This is a genomic window from Novosphingobium sp. CECT 9465, assembly GCF_920987055.1.
GTDB lineage: Bacteria > Pseudomonadota > Alphaproteobacteria > Sphingomonadales > Sphingomonadaceae > Novosphingobium.
This window is the reverse complement of record NZ_CAKLBX010000001.1, coordinates 2,689,792-2,706,437: the sequence shown is the minus strand read 5'-3', so window position 1 is coordinate 2,706,437 and position 16,646 is coordinate 2,689,792. Positions and strand designations below refer to the sequence as shown.

Here is a 16,646-nt window from a genome sequence, read left to right as displayed (position 1 = left end):
GGACGGTAACGCCGGAGAGTCTAAAGGGGAGGCATGATGCTTCCCCGGATTGCCAACCAGCGCGCCATTGTCGATCGCCGTGCGCTCGCCGATGCCATCGCATCGGTCTTTGCCGAACAGGGCGATAAATCGCGGCCTGCGGTGGTGGACCTGCTGCGCGGTGCGCTCGAATCCGGGCGTACCGAAATCGCGCGACGGCTGGAGGCCAAGCCATCGGCGGGGACAGATTCCGCGCAGGCGCAGGCATTCCTCGTCGATCAACTGGTGCGGGTGATCTACGATCACATCGTCGGACGGGTCTATCGTGCCAGCAATCGTTCCACTGGCGAACGCATCGCCGTGCTGGCCGTGGGCGGTTACGGGCGCGGGGAAATGGCGCCGCATTCCGACGTGGACATAGCCTTCGTCACACCGACCAGGCCGACATCATGGTGCGAGCAGGTCATCGAGGCGATGCTTTACTACATGTGGGACCTTGGCCTTAAAGTGGGCCAGTCGAGCCGCTCGCTCGACGAAGTGGTCCGCATGGCCCGGAGCGATCTGACGATCCGCACAGCGCTGCTCGAAGGGCGCTATGTCTGGGGCGACCGTGAATTGTATGACGAAGCCTCGCGCCGGTTCTGGGCCGAGGTCGTGACGGGCACGGAAAAGCAGTTCGTTGCCGAAAAGCTGGAGGAGCGCAACGAGCGCCACAAGAAGCTGGGCGACAGCCGCTATGTGGTCGAACCCAATGTCAAGGAAGGCAAGGGGGGCCTGCGCGATCTCCACGCGCTCTATTGGATCGGCAAGTATATCCACAAGGTTCGCGATGCTTCGGAACTGGTCGATGTGGGCCTGCTGACAGCCGAAGAGTATCGCGCGTTTCGCCGCGCCGAGAACTTCTTCTGGGCGGTGCGCTGCCACCTGCACACGATCACCAACCGCGCAGAGGACCGGCTGACCTTCGATCTCCAGCGCGAAGTTGCCACGCGCATGAACTTTGCCGATCGCCCTGGAAAGAGCGCGGTCGAACGGTTCATGCAATACTTCTTCCTGCAGGCAAAGCAGGTGGGATCGCTGACCGGGGTGTTCCTGGCGCAACTGGACGGCCAGTTTGCCGGGCAGAAGCGCGGGTTCTTTGCCGCCTTGCGCAAGCGGCGGCGCAAGAAGGTGGGACCGTTCCTGATCGATGGCGGCAAGCTGGCCGTGCCCTCGGACGAAACTTTTCGCGAAGACCCGGTCCGGCTGGTCGAACTGTTCGCCGTGGCCGCCGCCGAGCAGGTCGACATTCATCCCGAAGCGATGCGGATCGCCCGGCGCGATGCCGTGCTGATCGATGCCGCAGTGCGCAGGGACGCGCGGGCGAACGCGCTGTTCATGGACGTGCTGACCAGCCGCAACGATCCCGAAACGGTGCTGCGCTGGATGAACGAGGCGGGCGTGTTCGGACGGTTCGTGCCCGATTTCGGTCGCGTGATCGCGCAGATGCAGTTCGACATGTACCACCACTATACGGTGGACGAACACACGATCCGCGCGATCGGGCTGCTGGCGTTGATCGAGAAGGGCGAGGCCAAACTGGAGCATCCGCTTGCCAGCGAAGTCGTGTCCAAGGTGGCCTCGCGCCGGGTGCTCTACATGGCAACGCTGCTGCACGATATCGCCAAGGGGCGGCGCGGCGATCATTCTGTCCTGGGCGCGGAAGTGGCGATGAAACTCTGCCCGCGGCTGGGCATGTCAGCGGCGGAAACGGAACTCGTGGCCTGGCTGGTCCGCTGGCACCTGCTGATGAGCGCCACCGCATTCAAGCGCGACCTTGCCGATTACAAGACCATCGCCGATTTCGTGAACACGGTGCAAAGCCAGGAACGCCTGCGCCTGCTGTTGATCCTGACCGTGGTGGATATCCGCGCGGTGGGGCCGGGGGTGTGGAATTCATGGAAGCGCCAGTTGCTTGGCGATCTGTTCGTCTCGGCCGAGGAAATGCTGCGGCTGGGCCACAAGACGCACGGCCGCGCCGAACGCATCATCGCCAAGAAGCAGGCAGTGGGCGCGCTGCTCAAGGAACGGGACGCGCTGATCGGCACGGTTGGCAAGCAACTGGGCGATGCCTACTGGATCGCCGAACCCGAAGACATCATCGCGCTGAACCTGCAACAGATGGACACCGCGCTGGGCGAACCGCTGTCAGTTGAAGCGCACTGGTATCCGGCCCGCGGGGCCACGCTGGTCACTGTGCTGGCGGCGGACCATCCGGGCCTGTTCTACCGCATTGCAGGGGGCATTCACCTGGCCGGCGGCAACATCATCGATGCGCGCATCCACACCGCGCGCAATGGCACCGCAGTCGACAACTTCCTGGTGCAGGACCCGCTGGGGCGCCCGCTCAACGAAGCCAGCCAGATCGCGCGGCTCAAGAACGCGATTGCCGATGCGCTGGCCAACCGCGTGAAACTGCTGCCGCAACTGGCGGCGCGTCCGCTGGCCCGCCCGCGCGCCGATGCGTTTGACGTGCGCCCGATCGTGATTTTCGACAACAAGGCCTCGAACCGCTTCACCGTGATCGAAGTGGGCGCGCGCGACCGGCCTGCCCTGCTCAGCACGCTGGCACGGACGCTGTTCGAGGCGCGGCTTGTGGTCCATTCGGCCCACATCGCCACTTACGGCGAACGCGCGGTTGATACGTTCTATGTCACCGATGTGCTGGGCGAAAAGATCGACAACGAAGCGCGCATGAAGGCCATCGAGAAAAAGCTGCTGGAGGCGGCGGAAGAGCGCAAGGTCAAAGTGGCCGCCTGATCGCTCACCCTGAGCCGTTCGCGGCGGCGAACTGATCATAGGCTTCGACCGCTTGCGCGGCATACATCAGGCTTGGCCCGGCACCCATGTACAGCGCCATGCCCATGGTTTCCATCACTTCATCGCGCGAGGCGCCTTGTTCAAGCGCGGCCTTTGCATGGAATGCGATACAGCCATCGCAGCGGATGGCCACGGCAATGGCCAGCGCAACAAGCTCCTTCGTTCTGGCGTCCAGCGCACCGGGCCTGGTGGCAGCCTGTGCCATTGCCGAGAATGCCTTCATTACGTCTGGCGAGCCAAGACGCACTTCCTTGATCGCGCCTGTAAGGTCGCGGGCCATCTGCGGCCAGTCCTTGTTCATGGCATCAGCCTTCATGTCTTGAGTTTAGTGATCTGGCGGGCAACCAGCCAGCTTGCGGGGATCGAAAGTGCAAAGCCGACAGCCGCAGCCATCACGATTGGCCGGATCCCGACCATCCCGGCGGCCAGAACGGCTGTGATGGCCATGCCCATCAACGTGGTGGCAATCACCGAATGCAGGATCATCATCATGCGAAACATAAAGGTTGTCCTTGGCGAACCGGCGGGCCTGGCAATGCTGTAAATTAGATAACCATAATATAAATTGACGTGAATCAAATGACCGCCGCAGACTCGCAACCCCGACAGTTCGCGCCTATCTTTTACCATGATGAGCGAAGCAGAATATCTTGGCGGCCGGTTCCTGCTGGCCATGCCCGGAATGGGTGATCCGCGGTTCGACCACGCGGTGATCGCGATGTGTGTCCATGACGAACACGGCGCGCTGGGCATCGGCGTGGGGCAGGTGCGCGATGGCATCACCTTCCACGGATTGCTGGAGGACATCGGCATTGATCCGGGCGTGGCGCCCGATGTGCCTGTGCTGAACGGCGGGCCGGTGGAAACGGCCCGCGGTTTCGTGCTTCATTCCGATGACTGGGGCGGGGAAGGCAGTGTTGCGGTCAACCCGCTGTGCCAGCTATCCGCATCGCTCGACGTGCTGCGCGCCATTGCCGAAGGGCGCGGGCCATCGAAGTTCCTGATAGCGCTGGGCTATGCCGGGTGGGGCGCAGGGCAGCTTGAAGGTGAGATGCGCCGCCATGGCTGGTATGCGGCGCAAGGGCGTCCCGATGTGCTGTTTGACACGCCTACGGGCCGCCGCTGGACTACCGCCTGGAAGCGCGAGGGGATCGACCCCTCGCACCTTGTTGGTCAGACCGGCAGCGCGTGAAGCATCAGCTGACGACATTGGCCCAACGCATTTCGTCATTGCGAGCGAAGCGCGGCAATCCAAGGCGGTACGTGGAACTCTGGATTGCCGCAGGGCTTTGCCCTTCGCAATGACGATTCAAATGAAAGTCATTCCGATTCAGGCCTCTGCTGCTTCGCTGTTGAGCTGGATATAGTTTTCCAGCCCCATGCGCTTGATCATGTCGAACTGCTTTTCGATCACGTCGACATGCTCTTCCTCGCTTTCGAGGATTTTCTGGAACAAGTCGCGGCTGACATAATCGCGCACGGTTTCGCAATGGGCGATGGCATCGCGCAGCAGCGGGAGGGCGTCCATTTCGAGCGCAAGGTCGGCCTTGAGGATTTCCTCGACATTTTCGCCGACGCGCAAGCGGCCAAGCGCCTGGAAGTTGGGCAGGCCATCAAGGAACAGGATGCGATCGGCCAGAAGGTCGGCATGCTTCATCTCGTCGATCGATTCGTGGCGTTCGTATTCCGCCAGTTTTTTCACGCCCCAGTTGGCGAGCATGCGATAGTGCAGCCAGTACTGGTTGATTGCGGTCAGCTCGTTGAGCAGGGCCTTGTTGAGGAATTCGATGACCGTGGCGTCGCCCTTCATGGCGCGGATCCTTTTTCGGAAATGGTTTTCAGGATTCTACGCGCAGGAAACGGCAGGGCCAAGCGCGAACGACTCGCACCGGCCAAGGGGTGTTCCGTGACGGGAAAAAGGTCGGCGTCTGCGGGTCGGTCAGGCGAAAGAGCAGGCGCGCTCGTCGGCAATCACGTCTTCGGCATCTTCGAGGCACTGGCGGCACTGCGGCTTGAAACCCAGCCGACCATAAACGTCTTCGGCAGTGCCCGCATGGCAGCGCGCGGTGGCGCGGATGTCTTTTTCGCGAATGGCATTGCAGATGCAGATGAACATTGCCGTCGATTCCATCCAAGGCTTGTTGCCAGTGATTCGCACTACTAATGCGATGCGTTCGCAATATCAAGGGAGCATTTCATAACTGGTGATGCGTCAGCCTCGTTCGGCCTGTTGCATCGCGGCCCGATCCCCCCTAGATTGCTTCTTACATCGAGAGTTGGGGTGACGCTCCAACGCCAACCTGCCGTTCCGGGCAAGGTGGTGCTTGAACCAGGTGACTGGAACAAGGATGTGGCCGATCGGGCAACGAAACGGACACAGGCGCGAGCGTCTTCCTGGCCAGATCATAAGAGCCAGATCACAAGAGAAAGACGCGCAGAGTGCCAATCAGGATTGCCGACAATCTCCCCGCCCGCCGTACGCTGGAAGCCGAGGGCGTGATCGTGATGAGCGAAACCGAAGCCGCGCGGCAGGATATCCGGCCGATCCGCATCGCGCTGCTCAACCTGATGCCAGACAAGATCACCACCGAAACGCAGATCGCCCGGTTGCTGGGGGCAACACCGTTGCAGGTCGATCTCGAACTGGTGCGGATTTCCGATCACGTCAGCAAGACCACGTCCGCCGGACACATCGCCTCGTTCTATCGCCCGTGGGAAGATGTGAAGGTCGAGAAGTTCGACGGCCTGATCGTCACCGGCGCGCCTGTCGAGACAATGGCGTTCGAGGACGTGACCTACTGGGACGAATTGCGCCGTATCCTCGATTGGTCGCAGACGCACGTTCACCGTACGCTGACCGTGTGCTGGGGCGCGATGGCAGCGCTGCACCACTTCCATGGCGTGGAAAAGCACGAATTGCCGACCAAGGCATCGGGTGTGTTCCGGCACCTGAACCGGGCACCCGCCAATCCGTGGATGCGCGGATTGCCTGATGTGTTCGATGTACCCGTTTCGCGCTGGAGCGAAGTGCGCCGCGAGGACCTGCCCGAAGGCCGGGGCCTGAGTGTGCTGGCGGAAAGCCCGGAAACCGGCCTGTGCCTGATCGATGATCCGGCGCAGCGTACGCTGCACATGTTCAATCACCTGGAATATGACACGCTGACGCTGGCGGGCGAATATGCGCGCGACGAGGCGGGTTATCTGCCGCGCCACTATTTTCCGGGCGACGATCCACAGGCCCAGCCCGCCAACACCTGGCGCGGGCACGGCCATCTGCTGTTCGGCAACTGGATCAACGAGGCTTATCAGACCACCGCATTCGATCTGGCGGACATCGGAACATGATGACTCTGCTTGCCTTTGGGCCGCGCTTCACCTAACGGCCCCCGTTCAACCGACACGGATTCGATGATCGGCCTGGCCACAAGGGCTGCCAAGGCGGATCGGACGCGTCGTAATCAGGAGACGAAAATGCCCAAGATGAAGACGAAGAGCGGCGTGAAAAAGCGCTTCAAGCTCACCGCCACCGGCAAGGTGAAGCACGGTGTGGCTGGCAAGCGCCACCGCCTGATGAGCCATAACGCCAAGTACATCCGCCAGAACCGCGGCACTGACGTGATCTCCGATGCCGATGCGCGGACGATCAAGAAGTGGGCGCCCTACGGGCTGAACTGAGGAGCGCTGACTTATGAGCCGTATCAAGCGTGGTGTAACCACACGTGCAAAGCACAAGCGGATTCTGGATCAGGCGAAGGGCTATCGTGGCCGTCGCAAGAACACCATCCGCGTCGCCCGCCAGGCCGTTGAAAAGGCCGGGCAATATGCCTATCGCGATCGCAAGGTAAAGAAGCGCAGCTTCCGCGCCTTGTGGATTCAGCGCATTAATGCTGCTGTCCGCGAAGAAGGCCTCACCTATTCGCAGTTCATCCACGGCACCAAGCTGGCCGGGCTTGAACTGGACCGCAAGACGATGGCCGACCTCGCCATGAACGAAGGTGCCATCTTCACCGCGGTTATCGCACAGGCCAAGGCAGCCCTTCCGGCCGCCTGATCCCGTCGATCGCAGTACACAGGAAGAGGGGGCAGGCTCGGCAAGAGCTTGCCCCCTCTTTTTCGTTGCGCACCGCGTCTGCGCCCTGCACTTTGCGCAACTGCCGGGCCTGAATGAAATCCAAACAGGTCCGGCTATAAAACAGGGGTGCGCAATCTTGTCGGTGGACTGTACGGTCCGGGTTCGATTTCATCGACCCCCAGAGCCATTGAATCGTTATTTTACAACATTCTACCTGACCGAACTGGATGTGACCGGGGACGCGGCAGGCCGCGTGACCGATTATCTGCATCCTGAATGGGCAAATTTCAGGGCTTATCAGGGTGACTTGCCTGATTCGCAATTGGCCGGGCTGCCCCAGTCCGGCGGCGTTCGCGCCAATGTAACCGGGCCGACCAGCACCACATTGCGTTTCACCGTGGGAACGACCCGCATATGGGGCATCGGCATCCTGCCGCTCGGCTGGGCGCGGTTCGTGAACGTCCCTGCCAACTTTCATGCAGACCGGATATATTCGGTTGATGACCACCCCTTCCTCTCCTTGTTCAGAGAGTTATCCGATTGCGTGTTCGGCGATGGTACGGATGAGATGGCCGAGCTTGAGCGGATCATGGCATTCTTTGTGCGGGCACTCTCGCGCGATAATCGGGAAGACGATCCGCGGATTTTGGCCTGCCATGCCGCATTGATCGAGCCTGACGTTTCCAGCGTAGCGGAAATGGCCGAAGCGTCGCGGCTTCCGGCACACACCCTTGAACGCATCTGCCGCAAGCATTTCGGCTTCACGCCACGCTTGCTGCTGCGCCGCCAGCGCTTCATGCGCAGTCTGGTGCAATACATGCTCGATCCGTCGCTGCACTGGATCGGGGCGATCGACAGCCATTATCACGATCAGGCGCAGTTCGTGCGCGACTTTCACCGCTTTATGGGCACCAGCCCAAGCGAATATGCCGCGCGGCCCAAGCCGGTGCTGGAAGCGGTGATGCGGGCGCGCCAGGAATTCATGGGCAGCGCTGTTCAGGCGCTTCACGCACCGGCTGCCGGGTGAACTCCCCACTTTGATTTTGTCGCATTTGCCGCTAGCGGCTTCGCGCATGGAACAGCTCGATCAAAAGCAGGCAGAAACCCTTGGCGCCATTGCCGATGCAGCCACGCCCGATGCGGTAGAAGCGATCCGCGTGGCGGCGCTGGGCAAACAGGGATGGGTGAGCGCGCTCCTCAAGTCCCTGGGCGGGATGACGCCTGAACAGCGCACCAGCGAAGGCCCGAAAATCCAGGCCGTGCGCGAGGCCGTGACTTCGGCGCTGGCGTCACGCAAGGCGGTGCTGGAAGGCGCGGCTTTGGAAGCGCGACTGGCGGCGGAGACGGTCGATCTGTCCCTGCCTGCGCCGGAAATGCCCAAAGGTTCGATCCATCCGGTTAGCCAGGTGATGGACGAACTTGCCGAAATCTTTGCCGATATGGGCTTTGCCGTGGCCAGCGGGCCGGAGATCGAGGACGATTGGCACAACTTCACCGCGCTCAACATGCCCGAAACCCATCCGGCGCGGGCGATGCACGATACGTTCTATTTCCCGGACAAGGACGCAGAAGGCCGCTCGATGTTGCTGCGCACGCACACTTCGCCGGTGCAGATCCGCACGATGCTGAAAGAAGGCGCGCCTTTGCGGATCATCGCGCCGGGCCGGGTTTATCGTTCGGATTCGGACGCAACGCATACGCCGATGTTCCACCAGATCGAAGGTCTGGTGATCGACAAGGGCATTCACCTTGGCCATCTGAAATGGACGCTTGAGACATTCCTCAAAGCGTTCTTCGAGCGTGAGGACATCGTGCTGCGTCTGCGCCCCAGCTACTTCCCGTTCACCGAACCGTCGGTTGAAGTGGACGTTGGCTATACGCTGATAAACGGCAAGCGCGTGGTTGGCGGCAGCGGCGATGCGGCTGACGGCGGCTGGATGGAGGTTCTCGGCTCCGGCATGGTCAACCGCAAGGTCATCGCGTTCGGCGGGCTTGATCCCGATGAATGGCAGGGCTTTGCCTTCGGCACCGGCGTCGACCGGCTGGCGATGCTGAAATACGGCCTCGACGATCTGCGCGCCTTCTTCGATGGCGATGCGCGGTGGCTGGGCCACTATGGTTTCGGCGCGCTGGACGTGCCGACCCTTTCCGGCGGTGTTGGAGTACGTTCGTGAAGTTTTCGCTCTCGTGGTTGCAGTCGGTCCTCGATACCAAGGCCGACGCGCGCACCATCGCTGAAAAGCTGACCTCGCTGGGTCTGGAAATCGAAGGCGTCGAGGATGCCTCTGCCGCGCTGACGCAGTTCCGTGTGGCGCGTGTGCTGAGCGCGGACAAGCATCCGCAGGCCGACAAGTTGCAGGTGCTGTCTGTCGATGTGGGTGAGGCTGCGCCGTTGCAGGTGGTGTGCGGCGCGCCCAATGCGCGGGCAGGGCTGGTCGGTGTACTGGGCTTGGCTGGCGCGGTGGTTCCGGCCAATGGCATGGTGCTGCGCAATTCCGCCATTCGCGGGGTCGAATCCAGCGGCATGATGTGTTCGACGCGTGAGCTTTGCCTGGGCGAAGATAATGACGGCATCATTGAACTGCCTGAAGACGCGCCGGTGGGACAGAGCTTTGCCGACTACATCGGGTCCGATCCGGTGTTCGACGTGGCGATCACGCCGAACCGGCCCGATTGCATGGGCGTTTACGGCATTGCGCGCGATCTGGCGGCGGCTGGCCTTGGCGTGTTGAAGCCGGTTGACGCGGCGCCTGTGGCCGGCAGCTTCCCATGCCCGGTGGAAGTGCGCACGGATGATGCCGATGGTTGCCCGGCATTCCATGGCCGCGTTATTCGCGGCGTGAAGAACGGGCCTAGCCCGAAGTGGATGCAGGATTTCCTGAAGTCTGCGGGGCAGCGCCCGATTTCGGCATTGGTGGATATCACGAACTTCGTGATGCTTGGCTATGGCCGCCCGGCGCATGCCTATGACCTGGCCAAGCTGTCCGGCGCGGTCGTGGCGCGCAAGGCTGCGGCGGGCGAAAAGGTCACGGCGCTCAACGGCAAGGAATATGCGCTTGAACCGTTCATGACGGTGATCGCCGATGATTCAGGCGTACACGACATTGCCGGGATCATGGGCGGCGAGCATTCGGGCTGCGACGACGAGACGACCGACGTGCTGCTGGAAGTGGCCTATTTCGATCCGCCGTCGATTGCGCGGACCGGACAGGCACTGGCGCTGGCATCGGATGCGCGCGGACGGTTCGAGCGCGGGGTTGACCCGGCGTTCCTCGATACCGGCATGGATCTGCTGACGGCCCTGATCCTTGAGATTTGCGGCGGCGAGGCGTCGGAAGTCGTGCGCGCGGGCGAGCCTCCGGTAACGCGCAAAAGCGTGGCCTATGATCCGGCGCTGGCCGGGCGGCTGGGCGGGATTGACGTGGCCGATGCGGAGCAGAAGCGCATTCTGGCAGCGCTCGGCTTTGATGTTGCGGATGATTTGGCCAAAAGCTGGAATGTGACCGTGCCGACATGGCGGCCCGATGTCGATGGCGCGCCCGATATCGTCGAGGAAGTGATCCGCGTGCACGGGCTGGACGCGGTGCCATCCACGCCGCTGCCACGCGCAGATGGTGTGGCCAAGCCGACCGCAACGGCGGCGCAGATGCTGGAGCGCCGTGTGCGCCGTGCAGCGGCTGCGCGGGGTTTGCATGAGGCGATAACGTGGTCGTTCCTGCCTGAGGCGGAAGCCGCGCACTTCGCCGAGGGTGAAGCGCTGTGGACGCTCGCCAATCCGATTTCCGAAGACCTCAAGGTCATGCGGGCTTCGCTGCTGCCAGGATTGCTTGCGGCGGTGAAGCGCAACCTTGATCGCGGCGCATCATCGGTGCGGCTGTTCGAGATCGGGCGGCGCTATCTGCGCGGGGCCAATGGCGCGAGCGACGAGAAGCTGAGCCTTGGCGTGGTGCTGGCAGGCGACAAGGCCTCGCGCGGTTGGGCCACCGGCAAGGCGCAAGCCTTCAATGCGTTCGACGCGAAGGCCGAGGCGCTGGCGCTGCTGACCGAAGCTGGTGCGCCGGTAGATAGCCTGCAAGTGATGGGCGAGGTGGGAGCGCAGTTCCATCCGGGCCAGTCTGCCACTTTGCGGCTGGGGCCAAAGACGGTGCTGGCCCGCTTTGGAGTGCTGCATCCGGCAACCGCCAAGGCTTTCGACATTGATGGCCCGGTTGTCGTGGCCGAACTGTTCCTTGACCGGATTCCGGCGAAGAAGGGCGCAGGCAGCTTTGCGCGTCCGCACTTTGCGCCGCCGCCGTTGCAGGCTGTGACGCGCGACTTTGCTTTCCTTGTTTCCGCCGATGTGGCGGCGGGTGACCTGCTGCGCTCGGTCAAAGGTGCGGACAAGGCCAATATCGTGGCCGCGCGCGTGTTCGACGATTTCCGGGGCGCCGGTGTGCCTGAGGGGCAGAAGTCGCTGGCCATCGAGGTAACGCTGCAACCGGTCGAGAAGTCCTATGACGAGGCCGCGCTGAAGGCGATTGCCGACAAGGTGGTTGCAGCGGCGGCCAAGCAGGGTGCACAGTTGCGCGGATGACCAACCTGATCGAGATCACCAACGGCGAACTGACCGCGCGGATCAACCCGCTTGGGGCCGAGCTGTGGTCTGTGACGGATGCGCAGGATCGCGAATACATGACGGATGCCGATCCGGCGTTCTGGGGCGGGCATGCACCGCTGCTGTTCCCGATTGTCGGCTCGCTGAATGGTGACGTGTTGCGGCTGGATGGGCGCGAATATACCTTGCCGCGCCATGGCTTTGCCCGGCGCAGCATGTTTGCGCCCGTGCAGGTGGATGCAACGTCGGCGCGGTTCCGGCTGACGGATTCGCCCGATACGCGCGCCGTCTATCCGTTCGGCTTTGTGCTGGAGATGGCGTTTCGGTTGGACGGGATGACGCTGGCGATGGAGGCGACCGTCTCCAATCCCAACGGTGAAACTCTGCCGTTCAGCTTTGGCTATCATCCGGCCTTCGTGTGGCCTTTGCCGGGCGGGGCGGATAAGGCAGCGCACAAGCTGGTGTTCGAGCATCCCGAACCGCAGGACATCCGCCGCGTCAGCGCCGGGGCGGGCTTGTTGCTCCCGGCAAGCGAGCAGACCCCGGTCCGTAGCAAAGTTCTGCCGCTCAACGAAGATCTGTTCAGGGCTGATGCAGTGATCTGGGACGATCTGGCGAGCCGCGAGCTGTCCTACGGAGCGGACGGCGGGGCGTGGCTCGACATTGCCTTTCCAGACACACCCTCGCTGGGCCTGTGGCAGGTGCCGGGCGCGCGCTACATCTGCATCGAGCCTTGGGCTGGCCATGCCGACCCCGAAGGCTTTGATGGCGATTTTCGCGAAAAGCCGGGCGTGGTCCTGCTCGAACCCGGCGCAACCCGCAGCTTCCGCATGGACGTGGCGGTTCGCCCCCGCTAGGGGCGCATCCATGTCCAATCGCCGCACCTTCGCCATCATTTCCCACCCCGACGCCGGTAAGACCACGCTGACCGAGAAGCTGCTGCTTCAGGGCGGCGCGATCCATCTTGCGGGTGAGGTCAAGGCGCGCGGGGCTGCGCGACGGGCGCGGTCTGATTGGATGAAGATCGAGCAGCAGCGCGGGATTTCGGTCACGTCATCGGTGATGACGTTCCAGAAGGATGGCATCGTCTTCAACCTTCTCGATACACCGGGCCACGAAGACTTTTCCGAAGATACCTATCGCACGCTCACCGCGGTCGATTCGGCGATCATGGTGATTGACGCCGCCAAGGGCATCGAACCGCAGACGCGCAAACTGTTCGAGGTGTGCCGCTTGCGTTCGGTGCCGATCATCACATTCGTGAACAAGGTGGACCGTGAGGGCCGCAGCGTGTTCGAGACGCTCGACGAAGTGGCCGACGCGCTGGCGCTGGATGTGGTGCCGATGTCGTGGCCCATCGGAATGGGCGGTGTGTTCCAGGGCGTGATGAGCTTTGCCGACGAAACGATTGCGCGGCCAGAAGGCGATAGCCGCGAGTTTCTGGGCAAAGTAGAGCCTGCTGTCGATATTCCCGCAGACATTGCCGAGGAAATCGAACTGGCCCGCGCGGGCTATCCCGAATTTGACATGGACGCCTATCGCAATGGCGACCTGACGCCGGTCTATTTCGGATCGGCGCTGAAGAATTTCGGCGTGATCGATCTGATCGAGGCGATTGCGAAGTTCGCGCCGCCGCCGCGTCCGCAATCGTCGAATCAGGGCGTGATCGATCCCGAACGCCCGGACGTGACCGGGTTCATCTTCAAGGTGCAGGCCAACATGGACCCGCAGCACCGCGACCGGATTGCGTTCATGCGGATGGTTTCGGGCACGTTCCGGCGCGGGATGAAGCTGACGCCTTCCGGGCTGGGCAAGCCGATTGCGGTGCATTCGCCGATCCTGTTCTTTGCGCAGGACCGCGAGATTGCCGACACCGCCGAGGCGGGCGACATCATCGGCATTCCCAACCACGGCACCTTGCGCGTGGGCGATACGCTTTCGGAACGCAACGACGTCCGCTTTACCGGCCTTCCCAACTTTGCGCCGGAAATCCTGCGGCGCGTTCAGTTGAAAGATCCGACCAAGACCAAGCAATTGCGCAAGGCATTGGATGACCTTTCCGAAGAAGGCGTGATCCAGGTGTTCTACCCGGAGATTGGTTCACAGTGGATCGTTGGCGTGGTCGGGCAGTTGCAGTTGGACGTGCTGATTTCGCGGCTGGAGGCGGAATACAAGGTCGAGGCGGGGCTTGAAGCATCGCCGTTCGATACCGCGCGCTGGCTGAAGGGGAGCGACACAGCATTGAAATCGTTTGCCGATTTCAACATGTCGAACCTGGCCAAGGACCGCGATGGCGACCCGGTATTCATGGCGCGATCATCGTGGGACGTGAACTACCAGCAGGAACGCAATCCCGAACTGGTTTTCTCTGCAACCAAGGAAAGGTAAGTTCGAGGGGGTTGAAACCGGGGGGCATCCGGCGCAGGTAGCGTGCCATGCAACTTCTCGGTCCCACATCGAACACGTTCATCTCGCAGCGCCTGCGCCTCCACTATGTGGACTGGGGCAACGCCGACAAGCCGCCGCTGCTGTTGATCCATGGCGGGCGCGACCACTGTCGATCATGGGACTGGACCGCCGAAGCCCTGCGCGAGGACTGGCACATCATCGCCATGGATCACCGCGGCCATGGCGACAGCCAGTGGACCGAGGATGGCAATTACCGGACGATGGACCTTGTTTATGACGTGGCGCAACTGATTCATCAGCTTGATCTGGCCCCCGTCACGATTGTTTCGCATTCCTGGGGAGCCAATGTCAGCCTGCGCTATGCGGGGCTGTTTCCCGAAAACGTGCGCAAGCTGGTGGCGATTGAGGGCATTTTTCCCACAACGGCGCATGAAGCTCTGATCAAGGACGTGCCGTTTGCCCGCCGGGTGCGGGATTTCATCGGCGAAAAGCGCAAGGCCGCGGGGCGCTTGCCACGCCGCTATCCCTCGCTGGCCGATGCCTATGCCCGCATGAAAGGCGAGAATCCCTACCTTACCGACGATCAGGCGCGCCATTTGACGCTGCACGGCATCAACCGCAACGAGGACGGCACGTTCAGCTGGAAATTCGATCCGCACCTGAACGTCGATGCGGCGCCTTATGACATATCGCCGGAATACGTTCAGCAGTTGTGGGGCGCGATCACGTGCCCCACACTGCTGTTGAATGGCGCGGATTCGTGGGTTGAAAACCCGGAAACGGACGGGCGAATCAAGTATTTCAACAGCGCCGAAGTGATCGAGTTCAAGGATGCGGGGCACTGGTTGCATCATGACCAGTTCGACAGGTTCGTGAAGACGTTGAAGGAATTCCTCTGATGGCTGACTTTTCCGATCATATAACGCCCGCACATCAGGCCATGATCGGACGCCAATCGGTCTATTTCGTGGCGACGGCGGCAGAGGCGGGCCGGATCAATCTTTCGCCCAAGGGTTATGACAGCTTCCGTATCCTGGGGCCGAACCGGGTTGCCTATCTCGACCTTGCCGGGTCCGGCAATGAAACGCACGCGCATTTGCTGGCCGATGGGCGCATCACGGTGATGATGTGCAATTTCCAGCAGCCTGCGCTGATCCTGCGCTTGTACGGGACTGGAAAGCCGGTTCTTCCGGCGGACGATGCGTGGGAGGAACTGGCCGCCCATTTCACCATCCTGCCCGGAACACGGCAGATATTCGATATTGCCGTGGAAACGGTGCAGACCAGTTGCGGCTGGGGTGTGCCGGTGATGACGGTCGAGCAAGAACGCCAGACCTTGCTGAAAGCCCATGCCCAGGCCGACCCGGCAGCGTGGCAGGCCAAGGTCGCGGGGCGTACGCAGAGCATCGATGGATTGCCGGTGCGCCCGACGGACCGCTACTTCGGTGGTACCTGATTGCCGTCGTGAAGCTCAAGGTCGCCAGTTACAACATTCACAAGGGCGTGGGGCTTGACCGCCGCTGCGATCCCGAACGCATTCTCACGGTGCTGCGCGAGATTGATGCCGATGTGATAGCCTTGCAGGAGGCTGACCGTCGCTACGGCCTGCGCGAGGCGGTGATTCCGCGCGCTGCGCTTGACGATCACAGCCCGTGGCGGGTGATCGAGCCGGGCCATTACGATGCGGCACGAACGGCGGCGAGCATGGGCTGGCACGGCAACGCTCTGCTGGTACGCCGCGATATCGAAGTGATCGAGGCCTGCGCCGTGCCCTTGCCGACGATCGAGCCGCGCGGGGCGGTCTGTGTCAGCCTGCGCGTGGGCGGGCAGGTGCTGCGGGTGATCGGGATGCACCTTGATCTGTCGGGCCTGCGGCGGCGGGCGCAGGTTGAGACAGTTTGCGCACATATCGCGGGGCATGGTGAGCAGGGACATGCCGTGATGATGGGCGACCTGAATGAATGGTCGGCCAAAGGCGGAGCATTGGCCGCCTTTCGTACGCCCTTGCGGGTGCTTGCCCCCGGACGCAGCTTTCCTTCGCGCAGGCCGCTGGCGCAACTGGACCGGATCGTGGTGAGCGAAGGGCTGGAAGTGGAAGGTTCAGGGGTTCATCACAGCGCGCTGGCAGCAGTGGGATCCGATCACTTGCCGGTATGGGCCGAATTGCGTCTGCCCTGAATTGAGGCATGCAAAACTGCCTAAAAATTGGGCACATGTGATATTTTGCACAAGATTCGAGCGCGAATAACCGCCAGCCGGGCAGTTTTGTTCCCGTAAACGACTGAATCCGTAAAAGTGCGTGTTTGGCATGCCTCTTGCTTAACTCATTCCGCCGGCAGGTCGCCCGGTGCGAAGGGTCATGAAAGGGGGCATGAATGAAGTTCATCATCGCCATCATCAAGCCGTTCAAGCTCGACGAAGTGCGTGAAGCACTGTCGGCGCTGGGCGTTGCTGGGATGACGGTGTCGGAGGTGAAGGGTTTTGGTCGGCAGAAAGGCCAGACTGAAATTTACCGCGGCGCTGAATACTCCACCAATATGCTTCCAAAGGTGAAGATCGAAATCGCTGCCAGCGATGATCTTGCGCCGCAGATCGTGGAAACGATCCAGCAGGCAGCCAGCACTGAAGCGATTGGCGACGGCAAGGTGTTCGTTCTCGACCTCGCGTCGGCGACCCGCATCCGTACCGGCGAAACCGGGGACACCGCGCTTTGAGCGGGCTTTCCATTTCCGA

18 protein-coding genes and 1 riboswitch are annotated in these 16,646 nt (G+C 62.1%); of the genes, 14 read left to right on the top strand and 4 right to left on the bottom strand.

The genetic code is table 11. The features are described from left to right. The first annotated feature begins 33 nt into the window (after nucleotides 1-33). Nucleotides 34-2,778: a [protein-PII] uridylyltransferase gene (locus tag LUA85_RS13150; RefSeq protein WP_231470658.1), complete on the top strand. Its 2,745-nt coding sequence runs from the start codon at nucleotides 34-36 to the stop codon at nucleotides 2,776-2,778. A 4-nt stretch (nucleotides 2,779-2,782) separates the two neighbouring features. On the opposite strand, the gene LUA85_RS13145 is transcribed toward LUA85_RS13150, so the two are convergent. Next, nucleotides 2,783-3,154: a carboxymuconolactone decarboxylase family protein gene (locus LUA85_RS13145; RefSeq protein ID WP_371823688.1), complete on the bottom strand. Its 372-nt coding sequence runs from the start codon at nucleotides 3,152-3,154 to the stop codon at nucleotides 2,783-2,785. After that, the gene (locus LUA85_RS13140; protein ID WP_231470648.1) at nucleotides 3,151-3,339 is read right to left on the bottom strand and encodes a hypothetical protein; all 189 of its coding nucleotides are present in this window, start codon (nucleotides 3,337-3,339) and stop codon (nucleotides 3,151-3,153) included. The genes LUA85_RS13145 and LUA85_RS13140 overlap by 4 nt, the downstream gene beginning before the upstream one ends. A gap of 130 nt (nucleotides 3,340-3,469) precedes the next feature. Between LUA85_RS13140 and LUA85_RS13135 the strand changes: the two genes are divergently transcribed. Then, nucleotides 3,470-4,030: a YqgE/AlgH family protein gene (locus LUA85_RS13135; RefSeq protein ID WP_231470646.1), complete on the top strand. Its 561-nt coding sequence runs from the start codon at nucleotides 3,470-3,472 to the stop codon at nucleotides 4,028-4,030. A gap of 138 nt (nucleotides 4,031-4,168) precedes the next feature. Here LUA85_RS13135 and bfr read toward each other — a convergent pair whose 3' ends face one another. Both bfr and LUA85_RS13125 read right to left on the bottom strand, forming a co-directional pair. After that, on the bottom strand, nucleotides 4,169-4,648 hold the full coding sequence (bfr, locus tag LUA85_RS13130) for a bacterioferritin (RefSeq protein ID WP_231470644.1): 480 nt from the start codon (nucleotides 4,646-4,648) through the stop codon (nucleotides 4,169-4,171). Between the two features lie 129 nt (nucleotides 4,649-4,777). Continuing rightward, on the bottom strand, nucleotides 4,778-4,969 hold the full coding sequence (locus LUA85_RS13125) for a bacterioferritin-associated ferredoxin (protein ID WP_371823687.1): 192 nt from the start codon (nucleotides 4,967-4,969) through the stop codon (nucleotides 4,778-4,780). A gap of 130 nt (nucleotides 4,970-5,099) precedes the next feature. After that, nucleotides 5,100-5,218, top strand: a riboswitch (SAM-I-IV-variant riboswitch). 59 nt (nucleotides 5,219-5,277) lie between these two features. Here LUA85_RS13125 and metA point away from each other — a divergent pair. The 12 genes from metA to LUA85_RS13065 all read left to right on the top strand — a co-directional run bounded on the left by metA (nucleotide 5,278) and on the right by LUA85_RS13065 (nucleotide 16,627). After that, the gene (gene metA / locus LUA85_RS13120) at nucleotides 5,278-6,183 is read left to right on the top strand and encodes a homoserine O-succinyltransferase (RefSeq protein WP_231470636.1); all 906 of its coding nucleotides are present in this window, start codon (nucleotides 5,278-5,280) and stop codon (nucleotides 6,181-6,183) included. A gap of 126 nt (nucleotides 6,184-6,309) precedes the next feature. Beyond that, entirely contained in the window at nucleotides 6,310-6,513 is a 204-nt protein-coding gene (rpmI, locus tag LUA85_RS13115; protein WP_054107898.1) for a 50S ribosomal protein L35, read from the top strand. A 13-nt stretch (nucleotides 6,514-6,526) separates the two neighbouring features. Continuing rightward, nucleotides 6,527-6,889 carry a 50S ribosomal protein L20 gene (gene rplT / locus LUA85_RS13110; protein WP_231470633.1) on the top strand — a complete coding sequence of 121 codons (363 nt, stop codon included), beginning with the start codon at nucleotides 6,527-6,529 and terminating at the stop codon, nucleotides 6,887-6,889. A 208-nt stretch (nucleotides 6,890-7,097) separates the two neighbouring features. Beyond that, entirely contained in the window at nucleotides 7,098-7,937 is an 840-nt protein-coding gene (locus tag LUA85_RS13105) for an AraC family transcriptional regulator (protein ID WP_231470631.1), read from the top strand. Between the two features lie 46 nt (nucleotides 7,938-7,983). After that, nucleotides 7,984-9,084, top strand: coding sequence for a phenylalanine--tRNA ligase subunit alpha (pheS, locus tag LUA85_RS13100; RefSeq protein ID WP_231470629.1), 1,101 nt, complete (start codon nucleotides 7,984-7,986; stop codon nucleotides 9,082-9,084). Continuing rightward, nucleotides 9,081-11,483 (top strand): phenylalanine--tRNA ligase subunit beta, encoded by a 2,403-nt coding sequence (gene pheT / locus LUA85_RS13095; RefSeq protein ID WP_231470621.1) that lies wholly within the window; start codon nucleotides 9,081-9,083, stop codon nucleotides 11,481-11,483. The genes pheS and pheT overlap by 4 nt, the downstream gene beginning before the upstream one ends. Then, the gene (locus LUA85_RS13090; protein WP_231470619.1) at nucleotides 11,480-12,361 is read left to right on the top strand and encodes an aldose 1-epimerase family protein; all 882 of its coding nucleotides are present in this window, start codon (nucleotides 11,480-11,482) and stop codon (nucleotides 12,359-12,361) included. The genes pheT and LUA85_RS13090 overlap by 4 nt, the downstream gene beginning before the upstream one ends. Nucleotides 12,362-12,371: 10 nt before the next feature. Further along, nucleotides 12,372-13,892 (top strand): peptide chain release factor 3, encoded by a 1,521-nt coding sequence (locus tag LUA85_RS13085; protein ID WP_231470611.1) that lies wholly within the window; start codon nucleotides 12,372-12,374, stop codon nucleotides 13,890-13,892. A 47-nt stretch (nucleotides 13,893-13,939) separates the two neighbouring features. Further along, nucleotides 13,940-14,812, top strand: coding sequence for an alpha/beta fold hydrolase (locus LUA85_RS13080; protein WP_231470609.1), 873 nt, complete (start codon nucleotides 13,940-13,942; stop codon nucleotides 14,810-14,812). After that, the gene (locus tag LUA85_RS13075) at nucleotides 14,812-15,369 is read left to right on the top strand and encodes a pyridoxamine 5'-phosphate oxidase family protein (RefSeq protein ID WP_231470607.1); all 558 of its coding nucleotides are present in this window, start codon (nucleotides 14,812-14,814) and stop codon (nucleotides 15,367-15,369) included. Before LUA85_RS13080 ends, LUA85_RS13075 begins: the two co-directional genes overlap by 1 nt. 8 nt (nucleotides 15,370-15,377) lie before the next feature. Further along, nucleotides 15,378-16,091, top strand: coding sequence for an endonuclease/exonuclease/phosphatase family protein (locus LUA85_RS13070; protein WP_231470605.1), 714 nt, complete (start codon nucleotides 15,378-15,380; stop codon nucleotides 16,089-16,091). A 197-nt stretch (nucleotides 16,092-16,288) separates the two neighbouring features. Continuing rightward, entirely contained in the window at nucleotides 16,289-16,627 is a 339-nt protein-coding gene (locus tag LUA85_RS13065; protein WP_054107869.1) for a P-II family nitrogen regulator, read from the top strand. Nucleotides 16,628-16,646 lie beyond the last annotated feature (19 nt).